16 protein-coding genes and 1 pseudogene are annotated in these 17,499 nt (G+C 39.9%); 1 reads left to right on the forward strand and 16 read right to left on the reverse strand.

Annotation, left to right across the window (positions count from 1 at the left end; translation table 11 throughout):
* The 8 genes and pseudogenes from KFO35_RS02860 to treR form a co-directional block, all read right to left on the reverse strand.
* Nucleotides 1-373: pseudogene (locus tag KFO35_RS02860) on the reverse strand (hypothetical protein); the annotation flags it as partial.
* 697 nt (nucleotides 374-1,070) lie between these two features.
* Nucleotides 1,071-1,445, reverse strand: a complete 375-nt coding sequence (locus tag KFO35_RS02865; protein ID WP_002315548.1) for a hypothetical protein — start codon at nucleotides 1,443-1,445, stop codon at nucleotides 1,071-1,073.
* Nucleotides 1,446-1,561: 116 nt separating this feature from the next.
* A complete protein-coding gene (locus KFO35_RS02870) occupies nucleotides 1,562-2,044 on the reverse strand; it encodes a low molecular weight protein-tyrosine-phosphatase (protein ID WP_002290531.1) in 483 nt (160 codons plus the stop codon).
* A 52-nt stretch (nucleotides 2,045-2,096) separates the two neighbouring features.
* Nucleotides 2,097-2,675, reverse strand: coding sequence for a TetR/AcrR family transcriptional regulator (locus tag KFO35_RS02875; RefSeq protein WP_002290530.1), 579 nt, complete (start codon nucleotides 2,673-2,675; stop codon nucleotides 2,097-2,099).
* A gap of 28 nt (nucleotides 2,676-2,703) precedes the next feature.
* Nucleotides 2,704-3,705, reverse strand: a complete 1,002-nt coding sequence (gene ruvB, locus KFO35_RS02880) for a Holliday junction branch migration DNA helicase RuvB (RefSeq protein WP_002290529.1) — start codon at nucleotides 3,703-3,705, stop codon at nucleotides 2,704-2,706.
* Nucleotides 3,706-3,717: 12 nt separating this feature from the next.
* On the reverse strand, nucleotides 3,718-4,320 hold the full coding sequence (gene ruvA / locus KFO35_RS02885) for a Holliday junction branch migration protein RuvA (protein ID WP_002290528.1): 603 nt from the start codon (nucleotides 4,318-4,320) through the stop codon (nucleotides 3,718-3,720).
* Nucleotides 4,321-4,488: 168 nt separating this feature from the next.
* A complete protein-coding gene (gene msrB / locus KFO35_RS02890) occupies nucleotides 4,489-4,935 on the reverse strand; it encodes a peptide-methionine (R)-S-oxide reductase MsrB (protein ID WP_002309788.1) in 447 nt (148 codons plus the stop codon).
* A 76-nt stretch (nucleotides 4,936-5,011) separates the two neighbouring features.
* Nucleotides 5,012-5,725 carry a trehalose operon repressor gene (treR, locus tag KFO35_RS02895; protein WP_002290526.1) on the reverse strand — a complete coding sequence of 238 codons (714 nt, stop codon included), beginning with the start codon at nucleotides 5,723-5,725 and terminating at the stop codon, nucleotides 5,012-5,014.
* Nucleotides 5,726-5,947: 222 nt separating this feature from the next.
* Between treR and treP the strand changes: the two genes are divergently transcribed.
* Nucleotides 5,948-7,936 carry a PTS system trehalose-specific EIIBC component gene (gene treP / locus KFO35_RS02900; protein WP_002290525.1) on the forward strand — a complete coding sequence of 663 codons (1,989 nt, stop codon included), beginning with the start codon at nucleotides 5,948-5,950 and terminating at the stop codon, nucleotides 7,934-7,936.
* Nucleotides 7,937-8,019: 83 nt separating this feature from the next.
* On the opposite strand, the gene KFO35_RS02905 is transcribed toward treP, so the two are convergent.
* The 8 genes from KFO35_RS02905 to KFO35_RS02940 form a co-directional block, all read right to left on the reverse strand.
* Nucleotides 8,020-8,580 (reverse strand): Maf family protein, encoded by a 561-nt coding sequence (locus KFO35_RS02905; protein WP_002290524.1) that lies wholly within the window; start codon nucleotides 8,578-8,580, stop codon nucleotides 8,020-8,022.
* Nucleotides 8,581-8,600: 20 nt separating this feature from the next.
* Nucleotides 8,601-10,709: a DNA mismatch repair endonuclease MutL gene (gene mutL, locus KFO35_RS02910; protein ID WP_002315546.1), complete on the reverse strand. Its 2,109-nt coding sequence runs from the start codon at nucleotides 10,707-10,709 to the stop codon at nucleotides 8,601-8,603.
* Between the two features lie 17 nt (nucleotides 10,710-10,726).
* On the reverse strand, nucleotides 10,727-13,372 hold the full coding sequence (gene mutS, locus KFO35_RS02915) for a DNA mismatch repair protein MutS (protein WP_002315545.1): 2,646 nt from the start codon (nucleotides 13,370-13,372) through the stop codon (nucleotides 10,727-10,729).
* Nucleotides 13,356-13,772, reverse strand: coding sequence for a YlbF family regulator (locus tag KFO35_RS02920; RefSeq protein WP_016628824.1), 417 nt, complete (start codon nucleotides 13,770-13,772; stop codon nucleotides 13,356-13,358). The genes mutS and KFO35_RS02920 overlap by 17 nt, the downstream gene beginning before the upstream one ends.
* On the reverse strand, nucleotides 13,747-14,544 hold the full coding sequence (locus KFO35_RS02925) for a TIGR00282 family metallophosphoesterase (RefSeq protein ID WP_002290518.1): 798 nt from the start codon (nucleotides 14,542-14,544) through the stop codon (nucleotides 13,747-13,749). Before KFO35_RS02925 ends, KFO35_RS02920 begins: the two co-directional genes overlap by 26 nt.
* Before the next feature lie 410 nt (nucleotides 14,545-14,954).
* The gene (locus KFO35_RS02930; protein WP_002315544.1) at nucleotides 14,955-15,728 is read right to left on the reverse strand and encodes a Cof-type HAD-IIB family hydrolase; all 774 of its coding nucleotides are present in this window, start codon (nucleotides 15,726-15,728) and stop codon (nucleotides 14,955-14,957) included.
* A gap of 19 nt (nucleotides 15,729-15,747) precedes the next feature.
* The gene (locus KFO35_RS02935) at nucleotides 15,748-16,383 is read right to left on the reverse strand and encodes a DNA alkylation repair protein (RefSeq protein WP_002290514.1); all 636 of its coding nucleotides are present in this window, start codon (nucleotides 16,381-16,383) and stop codon (nucleotides 15,748-15,750) included.
* A gap of 28 nt (nucleotides 16,384-16,411) precedes the next feature.
* Nucleotides 16,412-17,263, reverse strand: coding sequence for a formate/nitrite transporter family protein (locus KFO35_RS02940; protein ID WP_174128728.1), 852 nt, complete (start codon nucleotides 17,261-17,263; stop codon nucleotides 16,412-16,414).
* Nucleotides 17,264-17,499: the final 236 nt, after the last annotated feature.

The following is a 17,499-nucleotide window of genomic DNA, read 5'->3' on the forward strand; positions in this document are numbered from 1 at the left end:
AAGTCCGATAGATACCATCCTCAGCCCATAATGCTTTAGGGGTGACTCTTTTCGCCTTCATCATTTCTTTATTCACATAAATAGGATAATCTTTCATCTTGTCAAAAAATCGGATATCCGTATAGTTGATTTTTTCTTCTCTGAATTCGTAAAGTTTTTGTGCATATATTTTTTTAGAAACTACGAGAAGCCTTTCGCTAATCCGCCATGACCTGGCAACACACAATCTATTTGAGTAATTGAGAAATTCTAAAACTGCCTCCTGATGACTAGTTAGCCCGTCATACTCTTCTTCCTTGAAAAAAGCATAGCGTAAAACGGTCCAATCACGCTCCAAATAAAAATCAATACTTTCTTTTTCTAATAGTTCCATCTTTTCTCTCCTTGTGTTCTTCTAACGGCACTCCTGATACACCAACAAATCTGACCCTTTCATCTGCTACGTCAATACATGTTTCTCTCGAATTTTATTTATCCATTTTTATTTTATCGCAACTATCAAGGCTTCTATTCCTATTATTTCTTTTTGAAGAAAAGATAGTTCTTGACTCATGGGAATCGCTGGATTTGTAAAAAAAGGTTGTGAAATCAGCGCCTTGGCTTAAGTATTAGAAAAGCAAAACAGCAAAATATAAGGAGCTATTTTACCGTTTTTTGAACTAATACCAAAGGGTAGCTGATTGCACAACGTGTCTTTTTATAGTATAAAATTTTAGACAAATACATGATGTAAAAATAAATTTCGCAAAAAAACTTAACAACTTTCGAAAACTTTCGTCACAAAATATTCACAACTAATGACTATTATATAAGCATACCAACAAACAACCCTAACAACACTTTTTCATTTTTAACTCCTTATCCTGCTAGCTCCCCGGCTAGCAGGACCTTTTTTTATCAAAAAAACTTGTCCCATACAATCGATTCAACTAATCAACCGAATGCTGTCATGCTGTGATACTCATCGTAAAACGTTTCGTTTTATCGGTATCCGCTTAAAGCATTCGGTTATTTTTGATTAGTAATGATTGATGGTACAAGCTCATACGTGCTTTTCTATCTGGTATAAATTATTTTGATAACCGTTCCTGTTCTCCTGCTGGCGAAAGGATTGTTATTTTTTCAATTTGTTCTACGGGAACCATGCGGATCTGCTGCTCTTCGTTTTGTAGGCGGATCATTACTCGGTCTTTTTCGACCGTTTTTGTCGCCACCCAACCTGAGATCGTTTCATACTTGCTACTCAAACGATTCGCTCTTACTTGTAAGATAACTAGACTATGTTCAGTCGCAGCTGTTTGCAGCTCAAGAATAAACTTTCCTTGCAATCGTACATTCTTAGCATGTTCTTCAGTGTCATTTACAAAAGAATCAAAAAGTTGATACGAGGTATGAGTAACTAACTTCGTAAGCTTCTTCATTGGTGATACTGTCTCTTCGTTCATCGAATGCACTCCTCCTTTAGCTAAGAAAGTGTTACTTAATTAATCTTATTTTACCTAACATTTTACAAAAAAACAAGGAAATGCTCTAACGTCTCTAAAAAAAGAAAGCGCTGATTTTAGAAACTGTTTGTTATTTTATTTTCATCCATCCAAATGTTCCACCAATGATCTAACCCTTCTGTGATCAATTGATATGTCTCATCAAAGTTATTGGTATAGTATGGATCGGGAACATTTTCTTTTTCTTTTCCAGGGATGCTACTTAAAAACAAATGGATTTTTTCCTGTGCTGAGCGTGGTGCTCTTCTTTTCAGTTCTTCTACATTTTCTTGATCCATGCCAATGATCCAATCAAAAGTTTCAAAATCGTGGGGTGTGATTTGACGAGCAACCATATTCGTCATATCCACATTTTCTTGGTTCAATATTTTTTTCGTTCCAGGGTGCGGTGTCTTTCCAACTTCATACGTACTTGTAGCAGCAGAATCCACAAAAAATTCTGCTTCCTTTCCTTCTGATGCTATTCGTTTCTTCAACAAGCCTTCTGCCATTGGTGAACGGCAAATATTTCCCAAACAAACAAATAAAATTTTTGTCATTTTCCCATCTCCTTTTAACGATCATGGCTTTTTCAACGAAAGATTATTTCTATTACTGTTCTTCCAACTCTTCTTTTGCATAAAGACGATAAGAGTATAATTCCGTATCCTTGGCTAAACGGAAAAGCTGCATAGCGATTTCCATCGGTGTTTCTTCATATTCATTCGTGATCCAATTGACTAACACGCCGCTGCAACCGTAAGAAAAAAAACGAGCATAAAATAGTTTATCTTTTGCAGAAAGCTGTCTTTCTTCATCCATTTGCTCAAAAATCTTGATAAAAGATTTTTGGATTAGTTGAGAAAATTCTTTTTGTAAAATTTCTTGGTCAGAAAGCACAGTATTTGCGTAAAACTCTTTCTTTTCAGCAATTGCTTTCAGCATTTTCAATGCTTGCTCTTCCCAATTATCAAGAGTAAGACATTGCGGGTCTAAATAATGCAAGGCATCCTCACAATAGACCCAACGAAGCAAATCGTATTTATCTGTAAAATGATAATAAAATGTTTGACGATTGATTTTTGCTTCATTTGCGATTTTTTGGACGCTGATTTTTCGAAAAGATTGTGTTTGGCACAAATCAATCAATACGTTTTTGATCAATTGTTTCGTACGTGTTGTATCACTCATTCATTTTCCTCCAATCTAAAAGCAAAAATCACATATGATAGTCGTAGCCGAAATGTTCATAAGCATAAGCCGTAGCCATTCGCCCTCTAGGTGTACGCTTTAAAAATCCTTTTTGGATCAAGTACGGTTCATACATATCTTCGACTGTTTCTCGTTCTTCTCCTATATTTACGGAAAGCGTGCTTAATCCTACGGGTCCGCCGCCATATAATTCGATCATCGTCCGTAACAATTTCTGGTCAACATAATCCAAACCAGCTTGATCGACTTGTAGCAAAGTAAGCGCCTGATCTGCTATAGGACGATCGATTTTCCCGTCTCCTTGAACTTGCGCAAAATCACGAACCCGTTTGAGTAAGCGATTCGCGATTCTAGGCGTTCCTCGCGATCGGCGAGCAATTTCCAATGCCCCTTCTTCAATGATCTCTGTTTGAAAAATATCCGAAGAACGTAAAACGATCTCCTGCAGTTCCTGTTCGTCATAATATTCCATATGTGAAATGATGCCAAATCGATCGCGTAAAGGTGCAGAAAGCATACCTGCTCGCGTCGTCGCCCCAATCAAAGTAAAGGGAGGAAGAGGGAAATGGACCGGATGTGCGGTTGGTCCTTGTCCTACCATGATGTCTACATAAAAATCTTCCATGGCCGAATAAAGCATCTCTTCTACTACTCTAGGCAATCGATGGATCTCATCGATAAATAGGACATCCCCTGCTTCCAGTTCATTCAAGATCGCTACTAAATCACCCGGACGTTCGATAGCGGGGCCGCTTGTCGTACGAATGTTCACAGTCATCTCATTAGCAATGACCATAGCCATCGTCGTTTTCCCTAATCCAGGAGGCCCATACAACAGAACATGATCTAATGGTTCTTCCCGATTTCTGGCAGCTTCGATGTAGATCTGAAGTTCTTGTTTGACTTTTCTCTGCCCGATATACTGAGAAAGCAACTGCGGACGAAGAGATTTTTCCAAACTCAGTTCATTTTCGCCAGTTTCTGGTGATAACAAGTATTCATCTGTCATTTGGTCTCCTCCTTATTTTTTCATCATCAGCTTGAGTGCTTGGCGTAAATACTCATCTGTTGTCTGATTGTCGACTTCTTTTAATTGTTTTTCTACACGTTTGATTTCTCTATCACTGTAACCAAGAGCTGAGAGAGCCTCCATTGCTTCAGATAGAGCGGTAGCGTCTTTTGTATTTGCTTCATCGAATAGACTGAAGGGCGTATCGATACTCAGCTCACCAAATTTTCCTTTTAGATCCAAGATCATTTGTTGCGCCGTCTTCTTCCCTACCCCTGGAAATTTTGTCAAATAAGTGACATCACTGGATTCCACTGCTTGGATCAAACCGGAGTGGTCTTCACTTGCCATGATCGCAAGAGCACTTTTTGGACCGATTCCTGAAACACTGACTAATCGCAAAAACAGTTGTTTTTCTTCTAAAGAATCAAATCCATACAAAAGATGCGCATCTTCGCGGATCACCTGATGGACATAAATTTTTATTTTTTGATTTAGTTTGCTGCTGTAGCGGTAAGGATTTCCTAGTGCGATCTGGTAGCCGATACCATTGGTTTCTACTACTATGTAATAGGGGTTGATAAAGGTAACCACACCTGTCAGATATTCATACATATTCTAGTCCTCTTTCTTTTGCACACATACGTTCCCTTTATTGTAGCACATTTCACCTTGTGAAAAAAGGAGTCTGGGGAGCGTTTCTTTCAAATAGCAATCGCTTGAATAAAAAAGAGCGGACGATCGAGTGAAGCCCCGTATTGTACCGCTCTTTTTGTATTTTCATTATTCTACCAGTGATTTGTATTCGCCATAACCGAGTTCATCCATCTTTTCATAGGGAATGAATTTTAGTGAGGCAGAATTGATGCAGTAACGCAGACCGCCTTTATCTACTGGGCCATCGGTAAATACATGCCCGAGATGAGAGTTTGCTTCTTTGCTTCGAACTTCTATTCGATGCATGCCATGAGAAAAATCGGCTTTTTCGCGTACTTGTCTTTTCGCTATTGGTTTGCTGAATGATGGCCAGCCACAACCAGCGTCATATTTTTCCGCAGAGCTAAATAACGGTTCGCCGCTGACGATATCGACGTAGATCCCTTTTTCGTAAAAATCATCGTATTTTCCGGTAAATGGACGTTCTGTTGCATTTTCTTGTGTGACTGCATAAGCCATCGGTGATAATTTTTCTTTCAGTTCTTCTTTTTCTGGTCTTGTTGGTTTATCCATTAAAAATGCCCCCTTTGTGATCCTATCATAGCGCCAAAGCAGACAGATGCCAACAATTTGCTTTCTTTCGAAACATTTACACTTTTCGGCGCCGGGCAAACTCAACGAAACGGAATTTATCTAATCGGTGTACCGACTCAGAATACTCAAAACAGCGGGTATCTTCCAAATGAACAAGACTTCTGACGACCACTGCGTAAGTGTCATCGTGAAGATCCATCGTTGTTTTCATGATATCTGTTACTTCTTCTACTGTGATTTCCTTTTGTGCGTAAGCAATCGTTAAAGAAAGCTCATTTTCAAAATATTCATAGATCGATCCTTGTGCTTGTACTGGGGTTAAATGAGGAACGATCTCCTTTAATAGATAATCAGTATCTAATATAACCACTTCACCATCGATTTTTCTTTCGCGTATCAAATGCCAGACAGGTGCACCAATCTCCCAGCCAGTAATCTCATTCAGTGCTTTTGTTACTTCTGTTTCTTCTAACGTATGAACGATCGTTTCACTTGGAATACGTTGGGTTTCCTGTAGCTCTTTATAGCTTGTCAGTCCAGAAATAGGAAAATCAAAGCGGTTTCGATCTAGTACGATCGACCCTTTTCCTTGTTTTTTTTGAATATATCCTTCCGTCGTCAAAAGATTCAGTGCTTTTCTAATTGTTTCTCGTGAAACACCGTAGATTTTGATCAATTGGTTCTCACTAGGCAAAAGCGAATGCGGAGGATATTCTTTCGCTAAAATTTTCTGTTCCAAATCTAAAAAAATTTCATTGAACTTGTTCATGTTTTTTCCCTCACTCGTTCTTCCATCATTTCTTCACTATACTACAGCTCTTTTTGTATTTCAATGTTCCTCTTTTTAAGAAAAGCTTATTTTATGCTTTTTAAAACGATATCATTTTTCTGGATGTTTTTGAATAAAACGCTTGCAATTCTTCCTAAAAAAAAGTATAGTAAACGAAGAAGTAACTTGCATAGACAAGTTAAAAGAAAGGGGTTTATTGATATGGCAAAGTATCAAGCAGATGCCGAGAAACTGCTACATGATATCGGCGGAAAAGAAAATATTGCTGCAGTTAGTCATTGTGCAACTCGTATGCGTTTCGTCCTAAATGATCCTGGAAAAGCAGATCAAAAAGCAATCGAAGATATTCCTAGCGTGAAAGGGATGTTCACGAATGCTGGGCAGTTCCAAGTCATCATAGGAAATGATGTTTCTACTTTTTATAACGACTTCGTTGCAGTATCCGGTGTTGAAGGGGTTTCCAAAGAACAAGGAAAAGCAGCAGCAAAACAAAACCTTCATCCCGTACAACGCGCCATTGCCGTCTTGGCAGAAATCTTTACACCACTGATTCCTGCAATTATCGTCGGCGGATTGATCCTTGGGTTCAGAAATGTACTTGAAGGTATCCAGTTTGAAAGTCTTGGTGGAACGATCGTTGAACACTCGCAATTTTGGAATGGCGTCAATGCCTTTTTATGGCTGCCAGGTGAAGCAATTTTCCATTTTCTTCCAGTAGGTATCACTTGGAGTATTGCGAAAAAGATGGGTACTACACAAATATTAGGAATCGTTTTAGGAATTACATTAGTTTCTCCGCAATTATTAAATGCTTATAGTGTAGCTTCCACAGCCGCAGCAGATATTCCATTTTGGGATTTTGGTTTTGCTCAAGTCCAAATGATTGGTTATCAAGCACAAGTTATTCCAGCTATGCTGGCAGGGTTTATGTTAGCGTATCTAGAGATTTTCTTCCGCAAATATATCCCTCAGTCGATCTCAATGATCTTTGTTCCATTGTTTTCATTGTTACCAACTGTTTTAGCTGCTCACGTTATTTTAGGTCCTATCGGCTGGACAGTCGGAAGCTGGATTTCAACTATCGTAAATACCGGGTTGACGTCTTCTATCAGCTGGTTGTTTAGTGCTGTATTCGGGTTCCTGTATGCACCTTTAGTAATTACTGGTCTCCACCATATGACCAATGCGATTGATATGCAGCTGATTGCAGATTTCGGATCAACGAATTTATGGCCGATGATTGCTTTATCAAATATCGCCCAAGGCTCTGCAGTCTTAGCCATCGTCTTCTTGCATCGTGGGAACAAAAAAGAAGAACAAATCTCGATTCCAGCAATGATTTCTTGTTACTTAGGTGTAACTGAACCTGCTATGTTCGGAATCAATTTGAAATACGTCTATCCTTTCGTCGCAGCAATGGTCGGTTCTGGATTAGCTGGCATGTTTGCCAACTTGATGGATGTTCGAGCAAACGCGATCGGAGTAGGTGGTTTACCAGGAATACTAGCCATCCAAGCAGAAACATGGGTACCTTTCATCATCGCAATGATCATCGCTATCATCATTCCATTTGGCTTGACGATCGTCTTTAGACGTCAGGGAATCTTGAATAAGATTGATCCTGCTGTTCCTGAAAATGCTGCTGATGTACAGCTTCAAACAGCGAATGGCGCAACAGCAACACCACAGTCTTTCGAACCTGTTTCAGCAACTGGTACGGCAGTTGCAACAAAAGAAACATTATTCGCAGTGGCTGCTGGGAACATCAAGGAAATTACTGAAGTAAATGACCCAGTTTTCTCACAAAAAATGATGGGTGACGGTTATGCTGTCGAACCGTCAAACGGCAAAGTCTATGCACCAGTAAATGGTAAAGTGACGAGCGTCTTTGAAACAAAACATGCCATTGGTATTCTTTCTGATGAGGGGCTGGAAGTACTTGTTCACATGGGATTAGATACCGTTGAACTAAAAGGCGTTCCTTTCACTGTATTCGTGAAAGAAGGAGATCTTGTCACACCAGAAACTCTGATTGCTGAAATGGATTTGCCAGAAATAGAACAAGCTGGTAAGAAAACTGACATTATTGTTGCTTTAACTAATAACGAAAAAGTTGCTGGTCTATCCCTTGACCAATCAGGACTTGTTCGCCCAGGCGAAGCAGTCGGTAACGCTGAAGTAAAATCTTAATCAGAGTAGATAAGTAATCTTTTCAATAAAAAAGCGGGCTATCATGGATTTTCAATCGAAAATCAGATAGTCCGCTTTTTTGTTTAATTGAATGTTTTCAGTGCCTGATTGACAGCACCAATCGGAAACCCTACGATACTGTAGTAATCTCCAGAAATTTCTTTGACGAATACACTTGCAGCATTTTGGATGCCGTATGCCCCTGCTTTATCCGCATAGTCTCCCGTCTCCAAGTAACGATTGATTTCTTCATCTGTCAGTGGGTAAAAAGTGACATGTGCTTCTGCTAGTATTCGTTCTTCTCGCTCCTTTGTTTTTAAAACAACTGCTGTGTATACAGTATGTGTTTCCCCGCTTAATTTTTTCAACATGACTTCAGCCTCAGCCATATCTTCTGGTTTACCCATGATCTCCTGGTTGAGAACAACAGTCGTGTCACTAGCAATCACTAAGCTGTCTTTCTTTTCTTTTTGTTCCCAAACAGTTCGTGCTTTTTCTTCAGCCATTCTGCGTACATAATCGACTGGCAGTTCGTCTGGAAATGGCGTTTCATCAATATCAGCAGGTTCGATCTCGAATTCTGAAACGATGTGAGCCAATAACTCTTTTCTTCTTGGTGATTGGGATGCTAGTATAATCTTCATGTTTCCCTCTTCTCTCTGACTTAATGCGGGTCTTGGATCCGTTTGAACATTCTTTCCATATCCGAGTTGGTAAAGTGAATCAATACTGGGCGGCCATGGGGACAATTGAACGGATTTTCGCATTGTGCTAAATCTTTCAGCAGCACACGTGCTTGTGCTTCATTCAAATAATGGTTGGCTTTGATCGATCGTTTACAGCTCATCATGATTGCTGTTGCTTCACGGAATTTTTTTACGCTCACACTTCCTGTCGTCAGTAGCATGTCGATCATCTCGCGAATAATCGATTCTTCTTCACCATTGGGATACCAAGTAGGATGAGCCCGTACAATAAAGCTGTTTTGACCAAATTCTTCTAAATAAATCCCTGCGTCTTCTAGCAAATGCTTTTGCTCTTTTAGTTTCAAAGCATCACTGTTTGGATAGTCCAACACAAATGGAACAAGCAATTCTTGCAGATCATCAGATACTTCCCCAATTTTTTCCCGAAAATATTCATATTTGATACGCTCTTGAGCAGCATGCTGATCGATGATGTACAATCCGTCGCTACTTTGGGCAAAAAGATACGTTCCGTGCATCTGTCCAAAATATTCCAATTGAGGAAAACGTTGAACTGGTTTTTCCGTTTCTAGTTTCTTGATCGCTTGTTCTAATGTTTTGTCGTTTCCTTGAGTGAAATCAAATTCAGGATGGAGTGTCAATTCTTCCTCGTAACTCTGTTCATCCTCTTCCAAGGATATATCTATTTGTTCTTTATTTGTTTCTTCCGTGTTATCCACAGTAGGAATTTCTTTCTTTTCAGATTTTTCCACTGTTTTTTCTACAAAGTTATCAACATTTTCACCAAACTTATCCACCGTTTTCGCTGTTTTTTCTGGATAACTGGTGTTTTCTTCGGAAAAACCAGAAAAGTTTTCAACATTTTCCACAGACTTATCAACAGATCTGTCAACAAATGTGCTCTTTGGTTCTTCTACAAAAAAGGTTCCTGTCTCTCGGTCAAAATTCAAACTACTTGGCTTTTTAGGTTTTTCTTCTTCAAAAGCGTAGGACAAATCGATTTCGATTTGTTCCGTTTTAGGCTGATCTGGTACTTTTTTCTTGAACCGTAGATTATCCGCGGCACTTGGGATCAGGTTTTCTTGGGACAATGCTTTTTGAATGGCGTTACTAATTAGCTCTGTTAGTTCTTTTTCCTTCGACAACCGGACTTCCTGCTTCGTCGGATGGACATTTACATCGACTAAAAGCGGGTCCATCTTGATTTCCAATATAGCAATAGGAAAACGGCCGACCATTAATTTTGATCCATAACCTGCAACGATTGCTTTATTTAAGGAAAAATTCTTGATAAAACGTCCATTGATGATCGTCGATAAGTAATTCCGACTGGCACGAGTCACCTCTGGCAATGAAACATAACCAAATAACTCAAAATCTAGATCTTTTCCTTCGATTTTCAACATTTTTTTAGCGGTAGATAATCCGTAGATTCCCGCAATCGTTTGTTTCAGATCGCCATTTCCAGCAGTTGCCAACATTTTGTTTCCATCATGTACTAAACGAAAAGCGATTGATGGGTGACTTAATGCCAGACGATTGACGATGTCCCCGATGTTCGCTAATTCTGTGTGCAGTGTTTTCACGTATTTCAAGCGGGCTGGCGTATTGAAGAACAGGTTGCTGACGGTAATCTTCGTTCCTTGACGCAGAGGCGCTGGCCGATGCTCCAAGACCTCACCGCCTTTGAGCGAAAGATAAGTACCTTGTTTTTCTTCCTGATTCGCCGTTTCCAGAGTCATTTCAGAAACAGAGGCAATACTTGGCAAAGCTTCCCCTCGAAAGCCCAGCGTTCGTATGCGAAAAAGATCATCGCGATTATGGATCTTACTTGTCGCATGCCGCTTGAAGGCATTCTCTACGTCGTCTGCCAAAATGCCTTCTCCGTTATCAATCACTTGGATCGTCCGCAGTCCCGCTTCTTCAACTAAGATATCGATCTGAGTACTACCGGCGTCAATTGCATTTTCCACTAATTCTTTCACGACGGAAGCTGGTCGTTCCACTACTTCTCCCGCAGCGATCTGATTAGCTAAACGTTCAGATAATTCTTGGATTTTGGCCATCGATATCCGCCTTCTTCCTACAGTTGTTTTTGTAATTCATATAATGTGTTTAGTGCATCCATTGGCGTCATTTCTAGTAAATTTATTTGCTTCAGTGATTCAATGACTTCTGTTTCATTTTCGGATAATTCACCGAATAAAGAAAGTTGTTGGTTTTCTTCTTTGACACTGTCTTGTATAGGGTCTTGGTTTACTTTTTCTTCAGGTGGTTTTATTTGCTCCTGTTTGGCTGTTTTAGTCTTCTCTTCTATTTCAGCTGGAACAGTATGGTGTCCGTTATCGCCATTTTCTAGCGTATGCAGGATATCTGCTGCTCGCTCTAGTAGATTGGCAGGCAATCCTGCGATTTTTGCCACATGTATACCATAGCTTTTATCCGCAGGTCCATCCATCATTTTATGCAAGAAGACAACTTCTCCGTCTTTTTCAACAGCTCCAACATGGACATTTTTAAGCTGCGGAAGTTCTTTTTCAAGTACCGTCAGTTCATGATAATGGGTAGAAAAGAGTGTTTTTGCTTGTACATGACGATGGATATATTCGATGATTGCTTGGGCCAACGCCATTCCGTCATAGGTTGCTGTTCCTCGCCCGAGTTCGTCAAACAAAATCAAACTATTTGGCGTAGCATAACGCAAGGCTTGATTGGCTTCCATCATCTCTACCATAAAAGTACTTTGTCCAGCAATTAAGTCGTCACTTGCACCAATTCGGGTAAAAATCCGATCAAAAATAGGTAAAACTGCTTGTTTTGCCGGAACGAAACAGCCCATTTGCGCCATCAGAACAGTTAATGCCAACTGGCGCATATACGTACTTTTACCAGACATATTCGGTCCTGTGATCAGCAAGATCATTTCGTCTTCTGCCATTTCTACGCTGTTAGGGATATATTCCTGATGTCCTAATACTTTTTCTACTACAGGATGTCGCCCGTCTTTGATCAGAAGCTGATGCTTGTCACTGACGAGTTCTGGACGAACATACTGATAGCGTTCGCTGATCGTTGCAAAACTTTGTAGCACATCTGCTGCGCTGATTGCTTTTGCAAGTACTTGTAGCGGCTGGATAGCCTTTTTGACTTCTTCTCTCACAGCTAAAAACAACTGATATTCTAAATCAACAGATTTTTCTTCTGCTTCGAGGATTTGTGTCTCCAATTCTTTTAGTTCTGGTGTGATGAAACGCTCTGCATTTGCTAAGGTTTGTTTTCGTTCATACTTCTCCAGCTCTGCATTTCCAAGATTTGCTTTTGTGATTTCTATATAATAACCGAAAACGCGGTTAAATCCGATTTTTAAGTTCTTGATTCCTGTTTCTTGACGCTCTTTTGCTTCAAGTTCTGCTAGCCACTTCTTTCCGTTTCTCATAGCAGAACGGTACGTATCGAGCTGCTCATTGAATCCATCTTTGATGATGTTTCCTTCCGTTATTTGTAACGGCGGATCATCTTGGATAGCTTGGTCAATCAATTGGACGAGATGGTCCATCGGTTGCATTTCTGAAAGCAGACTTTGCCATTGACCTTGATCGATTCCTTCAATCAACCCTCTGATCATTGGCACTTGTTCTAAAGAAGTTTTCAACTGGATCAAGTCTCGCCCATTGACATTACCGAAAGCTACTCGACCTGCTAGGCGTTCCAGATCATAGACTTTCGTTAATGCTGACTGCAAATCGATACGTTCAAAATAACTGTCTAGCAAAGAAGCGACCATTTCTTGTCTTGCTTTAATTTGTTTTGCCTGGATAAGCGGACGGTCTAGCCATTGTTTTAATAAGCGGCCGCCCATTGCTGTTTTTGTTTCATCTAATAACCATAGAAGAGTGCCGTGCTTTTTCCCAGTCCGAATAGATTGGCTTAATTCTAGGTTGAATTTTGAATAATAATCCATTTTTAAAAAATGATCTGGCTGGTATTCTACTGCTTTTTGGATATGCGCTAAACTCCGCTTTTGTGTTACCGCTAAATAAGTCAATAGTTTGCCGGTTGCTTCTTTTTCCAGCGGATCGACTAGTTCGCTTGTCAAAAAGCTAAATTCCGCGTTTTCTTCCATCTCATTTTGTTGAGAAAAGACTAGCCCTAAACGCCCGCTTAGCTGTTCACGAAGGGTATCAGTGATCTCACTGCCTAATACGAGTTCTTTTGTCTGCAATGCAGAGGCTTCATTTAAAACAGCTTCTTCATCATGCAACCGAGCCGTCTTCAATTCTCCCGTACTTAGATCGGCATAAGCAAAGCCAAATTCATTTCCTTGACTAACTACAGCTGTTAAAAAATTGTTGTCTTTTGCCGACAATCCTTTGCTGTCCATGACTGTACCAGGAGTGACTAGCTGGATCACTTCGCGCTTGACCATCCCTTTAGTCGTCTTTGGATCTTCTACCTGCTCGCAAATCGCTACTTTATAGCCTTTTTCAATCAAGGCATCGATATATCCTTGTGCTGCATGGTGAGGGACACCGCACATAGGAATAGGTTCTTCTGCATTTCGATTTCTGCTCGTCAACGTTAATTCCAAAAGCTGTGATGCCTTGATCGCATCTTCATAAAATAATTCATAAAAGTCTCCTAAACGATAGAACAAAAAAGCATCTTGGTATTGTGCCTTGATGCTTAGATATTGTTCCATCATAGGAGTGTTTTTAGTTTTTTGAGGCATGTTTTTCCTCCTCTATTTGTCCATTAATTTCTTCTTGTATCATCGTTGTTAAATGATGAAGCAGATCATCTGCTTCCAACAGCTGTTTTCTATAAGCTATAACAAGCGGATGCTGATCAAATTCTTTCATGAATTGATCCGCTCGCTTGATTGCTTCTTGTTCTGCTGCTGGTTTGTCATAGTGGGCAAAATGAACAGCTTCTTTTTGCGCTTGTTTGATTTTCTCTCTCAACTCAGTTAAATACTGGTTTTGATGGATCTTTTCTTCAAGTTCTTTGTAGCGAATGATCGTTTCATTTTCTCTTAAAAGTTTTGTCAGTTTCCTTACTTCTTTTTGAATTTCCGGCTCCTGCTGCAAAAAACTGCCTCTCTTTCTACTCCATGAACGGTCGATCCTCATTGATTTGAATCAGCTGGATTTCTTTTGCATGACCTGTCGTATCATCCAATTCTAAGATACAGCCGCTTAAAATCGATCGGCCTTGTTCGACAACTTCAAAACGTTTTGGTAATGCGGTCAGAAACTTTTCGATCACAGGTTCTCTGCGCATACCCAAAATACCATCATAGGGTCCTGTCATCCCAACGTCTGTCAGATACGCTGTGCCTTTTGGCAAAATTCGCGCATCATTTGTCTGGACATGTGTATGTGTACCGACCACTGCTGAAACTTTCCCATCTAAAAACCAGCCCATCGCTTGTTTTTCACTTGTTGTTTCTCCATGAAAATCTACAAAAATGATTGGCGTACGTTTTCTAGCTTCTTCTACTAGTTCCTTCATTTTACGAAAAGGATCATCCAAGTCCACCATGAAAGAACGAGCTTGCATGTTGATTACTGCCAATTCGATCTGATTCACTTTGACAAAGACCATCCCTTGTCCAGGCGTCCCTTCCGGAAAATTTGCCGGCCGAACCATCTTTTTGGCTTCATTTACAAACTCAAAGATCCCGCGGTTGTCCCACGTATGATTTCCCATCGTCACGACGTCTACACCGTCTTGCAAAAATTTTTTATAGATTTTTTCTGTGATTCCACGTCCAGAAGCGGCATTCTCACCATTTACGATCGTTACTTGCGGACGATACTTCTTCTTCAACCTAGGAAGATATTCAGTAATCATCTCTCGTCCCATTGAACCTACTACATCACCAATAAACAATACCCGCACACTAAATTCCTCTTCTCTTTTAACATCACTCTATATTATAGTTGTTTTCAATAAGAAAGAAAAGGTCAAACAAAAGGAACTCTTTCTTGATATTTCTTAGATTTGAAAAATAAAATAAAGAAATGGGGCTGTGGCAAAAATCTTGTCACAGTCCCATTTCCCGAATAAACGTTGTTCCATCTGCTGCTTCTTCAGAAATAAGCCGAAATTTTTCAAAAATTTGAGAAGCAATTTTCATAAATCCCTTCTTATTACTTGAAACTGATCACTTCTGTCACGCCATCTTCCTTAAACGGTGTTCAAAAGCTTTCATCTGCGGTAATAAGCCCAGCCAAACGAAAAATAGGAGGAGCTATTTTTGTTTGGCTGTTCTTATTACTTGATGCAGAACAGCTTTTTCACAACCTCTTTTAAATCACACTTAACTCTTTCAATGCCTTCCAGATACCATCTTGATCATTTGTATCAGTGACCATCTTGGCTTCTGCTTGTACTTCTGGCACAGCATTCCCCATAGCTATTCCGATTCCTGACATACGCAACATTTCACGGTCGTTTTGTCCGTCACCAAAGCTGATAATATCTTCATGCGGGATGCCTACTTGTTCTGCTAAGTGTAGGATCGTCGCCGCTTTAGAACCGTTTTGGGGAACGACATCTACACTGTTCTCATGCCAGCGGACAAATCGAATCTTATCATATGAGGAGAATTTTCCATCATATGTTTGATCGAAAAATGCTAACGCTTGATAGATTTCTTGTTCCTCTGCAAAAAACTGATCTAGTTCAGGCAAGACAGCACCGAAAGAATGCATCGCCTCTTCCATCACCGTTACATCATTGGAAGAAGAACGTTTGATATTGTCTAAGCTGACAAAAGCTGTGTCGATCTGTTCATGATGCGCTTCCTCGACGAATGCATCCAACTGTTCGCGATCTAGTAAGTTCTTATATACTTGTTCATGGTCTAAAAAACCGGCCGCTCCATTACATAAAATGTAGTTCGTAAAATCCAGATCTCGAATGACTTCTTGCGCATGGAACCGGCTCCGCCCTGTAGCAATCGTGACCAGATGACCGGCTTTGCGTAATTTTTCCAATGCTTCTCTCGTGCTATCTAAAGCTTGTTTATTTGAATCTAACAACGTTCCATCAATATCAAAAGCAAATAATTTGCGTCTCATCTCTTGTCGTCTCGCTTTCTTATAAATACTTGCTTGCCTCGCGAACAGCTAACTTGCTCAAATCTGTTGTCAGCTGACTTTTTACCCAAGCGGCATCGGTCTTACTATAATCACGCAATGCCCAACCGATTGCTTTTTGGATAAAGAATTCCTTTGTTTGACGGTCTTCGTCTATTGCTCGGATCAATAGTGCTGTGTCTGTTTGCTGTTTATAACCTAATTGCAACGTGATTGCTATTCGACGCAACCAGAAATCTTCCTTTTTTTCGAACAACTGAAAGACTTCTTTACGTTGCTCTGGATGGGCTTTACACCATGTACTGTATACTTTTCTCCAAGAATCGATGCTGTCCCACCATTCTTTTTTCTGGACTAGTGGTAACAATGCAACTATCTCTTCAAAGGTAAGCCGTTTGATGTTTTTTTGGACTAAATCGATCGCCACATACTGATATTCTCTTTCGATTTGTTCATAATAATAATGAACAAAAGCTAAAACTTCAGAAACAGATAAATGTTTGCTTTCATCTAATAACGGCTGTTGCAAAAGAGCGCGTTCCGGCTTAGGTACCCCAGCAAAAGGAAAGAGATTTTTCATGTACTTTTCCATTTGCAGCGCTTTTTCTTCATTTTTTGGAAAAACTAACACTTCCATGGTATTTCCTCCCTTAATGAACGACTTTTTAGTCCACATAGGATGATTTTGATTGATTCAGCCAAGCATAACCCAGTCCCATCACTAAACCGCCACCAATATAATTCCCTGCCAAAGCAAAAAACAAATTATGTAACACATTGCTGGCTGTCATTCCATCCATCTGGCCATGGGAAGCAAAGTAAGCAAGCGTAAAGGCAGGAAAATTCGCTATCACGTGTTCATATCCTAAAAAAGCAAAAATGAAAATAATGAATACGACTGTGATCACTTTCCCAGCATCCTCTTTCATCCGCATGCTGATCAGTACAGCGGTATTGACAACGATATTCGCAAACATCCCTTCCACCAAAATCGTTGTTGCAGGTTTTGCTAGTTTTACTGCCATTGATTCTAACATAAAGTTGTCCAACGTTAAATCTTGAAATGGCGTAGTCATAGAAATAAGAAATCCACATAACATACCGCCAATCATATTGAAAAAAATACAGGCAAATAGAATCTTGGCTGCCTTACTTAAAGCAAGTCTCTGCCGAAAAACACCCACGGTCATATAAAGCATATTCGATGTTCCTAATTCGGCGTTCATGTATAGAATCATGACTAGACCCCAGCTGAACATAAATGCGTATAAAATCTTTCCTAGACCGTGCGCGATATCTTCCCCCTTCATCGCGATCGCAAATGCCACAGCCGTTCCTAAAGTCAAAAACAAACAGGCAAGAACCGCTCGAACAGCGTAACGTGAAAAGCTGTTTTCAAAAAGGTTCGCCTTCTTTTCAATTGAAGCATCGATTTTCTCAAATAATGGTGATACCGGATTCATTGATTTTCTCCTTAAACTTCCTTCACTTTTTTCCATTTGCACATACCTTCTCATTTTATAAAGAGAGCCTAGGTTTGTAAAGCGTTTTTACGTACTAATTATCTTGACATTCATGGATGATCTATCATATACTGTAGTTTGTGTAAAATAATGCAGCAGAAAAATAATAACTCATCCCTAGTTTGTTGCCCCGTCTCGGGTTCGATTGTGTAACCGCGGCTGCAAAGGTGAAGATTGAAGAACAAACTATATGATTATGAATTTTTCAACGGATTATTTTACTCCAAAAA

The organism is Enterococcus lactis, from assembly GCF_015751045.1.
Taxonomy (GTDB): Bacteria; Bacillota; Bacilli; order Lactobacillales; family Enterococcaceae; genus Enterococcus_B; species Enterococcus_B lactis.

Bases quoted from the DNA above. Each gene is read 5' to 3' on its own strand.
- msrB (WP_002309788.1), bottom strand. From the start codon at position 4,935: ATGGATAAACCAACAAGACCAGAAAAAGAAGAACTGAAAGAAAAATTA.
- KFO35_RS02905 (WP_002290524.1), bottom strand. From the start codon at position 8,580: ATGAAGATTATACTAGCATCCCAATCACCAAGAAGAAAAGAGTTATTG.
- KFO35_RS02930 (WP_002315544.1), bottom strand. From the start codon at position 15,728: ATGAGACGCAAATTATTTGCTTTTGATATTGATGGAACGTTGTTAGAT.
- ruvB (WP_002290529.1), bottom strand. From the start codon at position 3,705: ATGACAGATGAATACTTGTTATCACCAGAAACTGGCGAAAATGAACTG.
- KFO35_RS02935 (WP_002290514.1), bottom strand. From the start codon at position 16,383: ATGGAAGTGTTAGTTTTTCCAAAAAATGAAGAAAAAGCGCTGCAAATG.
- ruvA (WP_002290528.1), bottom strand. From the start codon at position 4,320: ATGTATGAATATCTGACAGGTGTGGTTACCTTTATCAACCCCTATTAC.
- KFO35_RS02875 (WP_002290530.1), bottom strand. From the start codon at position 2,675: ATGAGTGATACAACACGTACGAAACAATTGATCAAAAACGTATTGATT.
- mutL (WP_002315546.1), bottom strand. From the start codon at position 10,709: ATGGCCAAAATCCAAGAATTATCTGAACGTTTAGCTAATCAGATCGCT.
- KFO35_RS02920 (WP_016628824.1), bottom strand. From the start codon at position 13,772: ATGAGGATCGACCGTTCATGGAGTAGAAAGAGAGGCAGTTTTTTGCAG.
- KFO35_RS02865 (WP_002315548.1), bottom strand. From the start codon at position 1,445: ATGAACGAAGAGACAGTATCACCAATGAAGAAGCTTACGAAGTTAGTT.
- treP (WP_002290525.1), top strand. From the start codon at position 5,948: ATGGCAAAGTATCAAGCAGATGCCGAGAAACTGCTACATGATATCGGC.
- treR (WP_002290526.1), bottom strand. From the start codon at position 5,725: ATGAACAAGTTCAATGAAATTTTTTTAGATTTGGAACAGAAAATTTTA.
- KFO35_RS02940 (WP_174128728.1), bottom strand. From the start codon at position 17,263: ATGAGAAGGTATGTGCAAATGGAAAAAAGTGAAGGAAGTTTAAGGAGA.
- KFO35_RS02870 (WP_002290531.1), bottom strand. From the start codon at position 2,044: ATGACAAAAATTTTATTTGTTTGTTTGGGAAATATTTGCCGTTCACCA.
- mutS (WP_002315545.1), bottom strand. From the start codon at position 13,372: ATGCCTCAAAAAACTAAAAACACTCCTATGATGGAACAATATCTAAGC.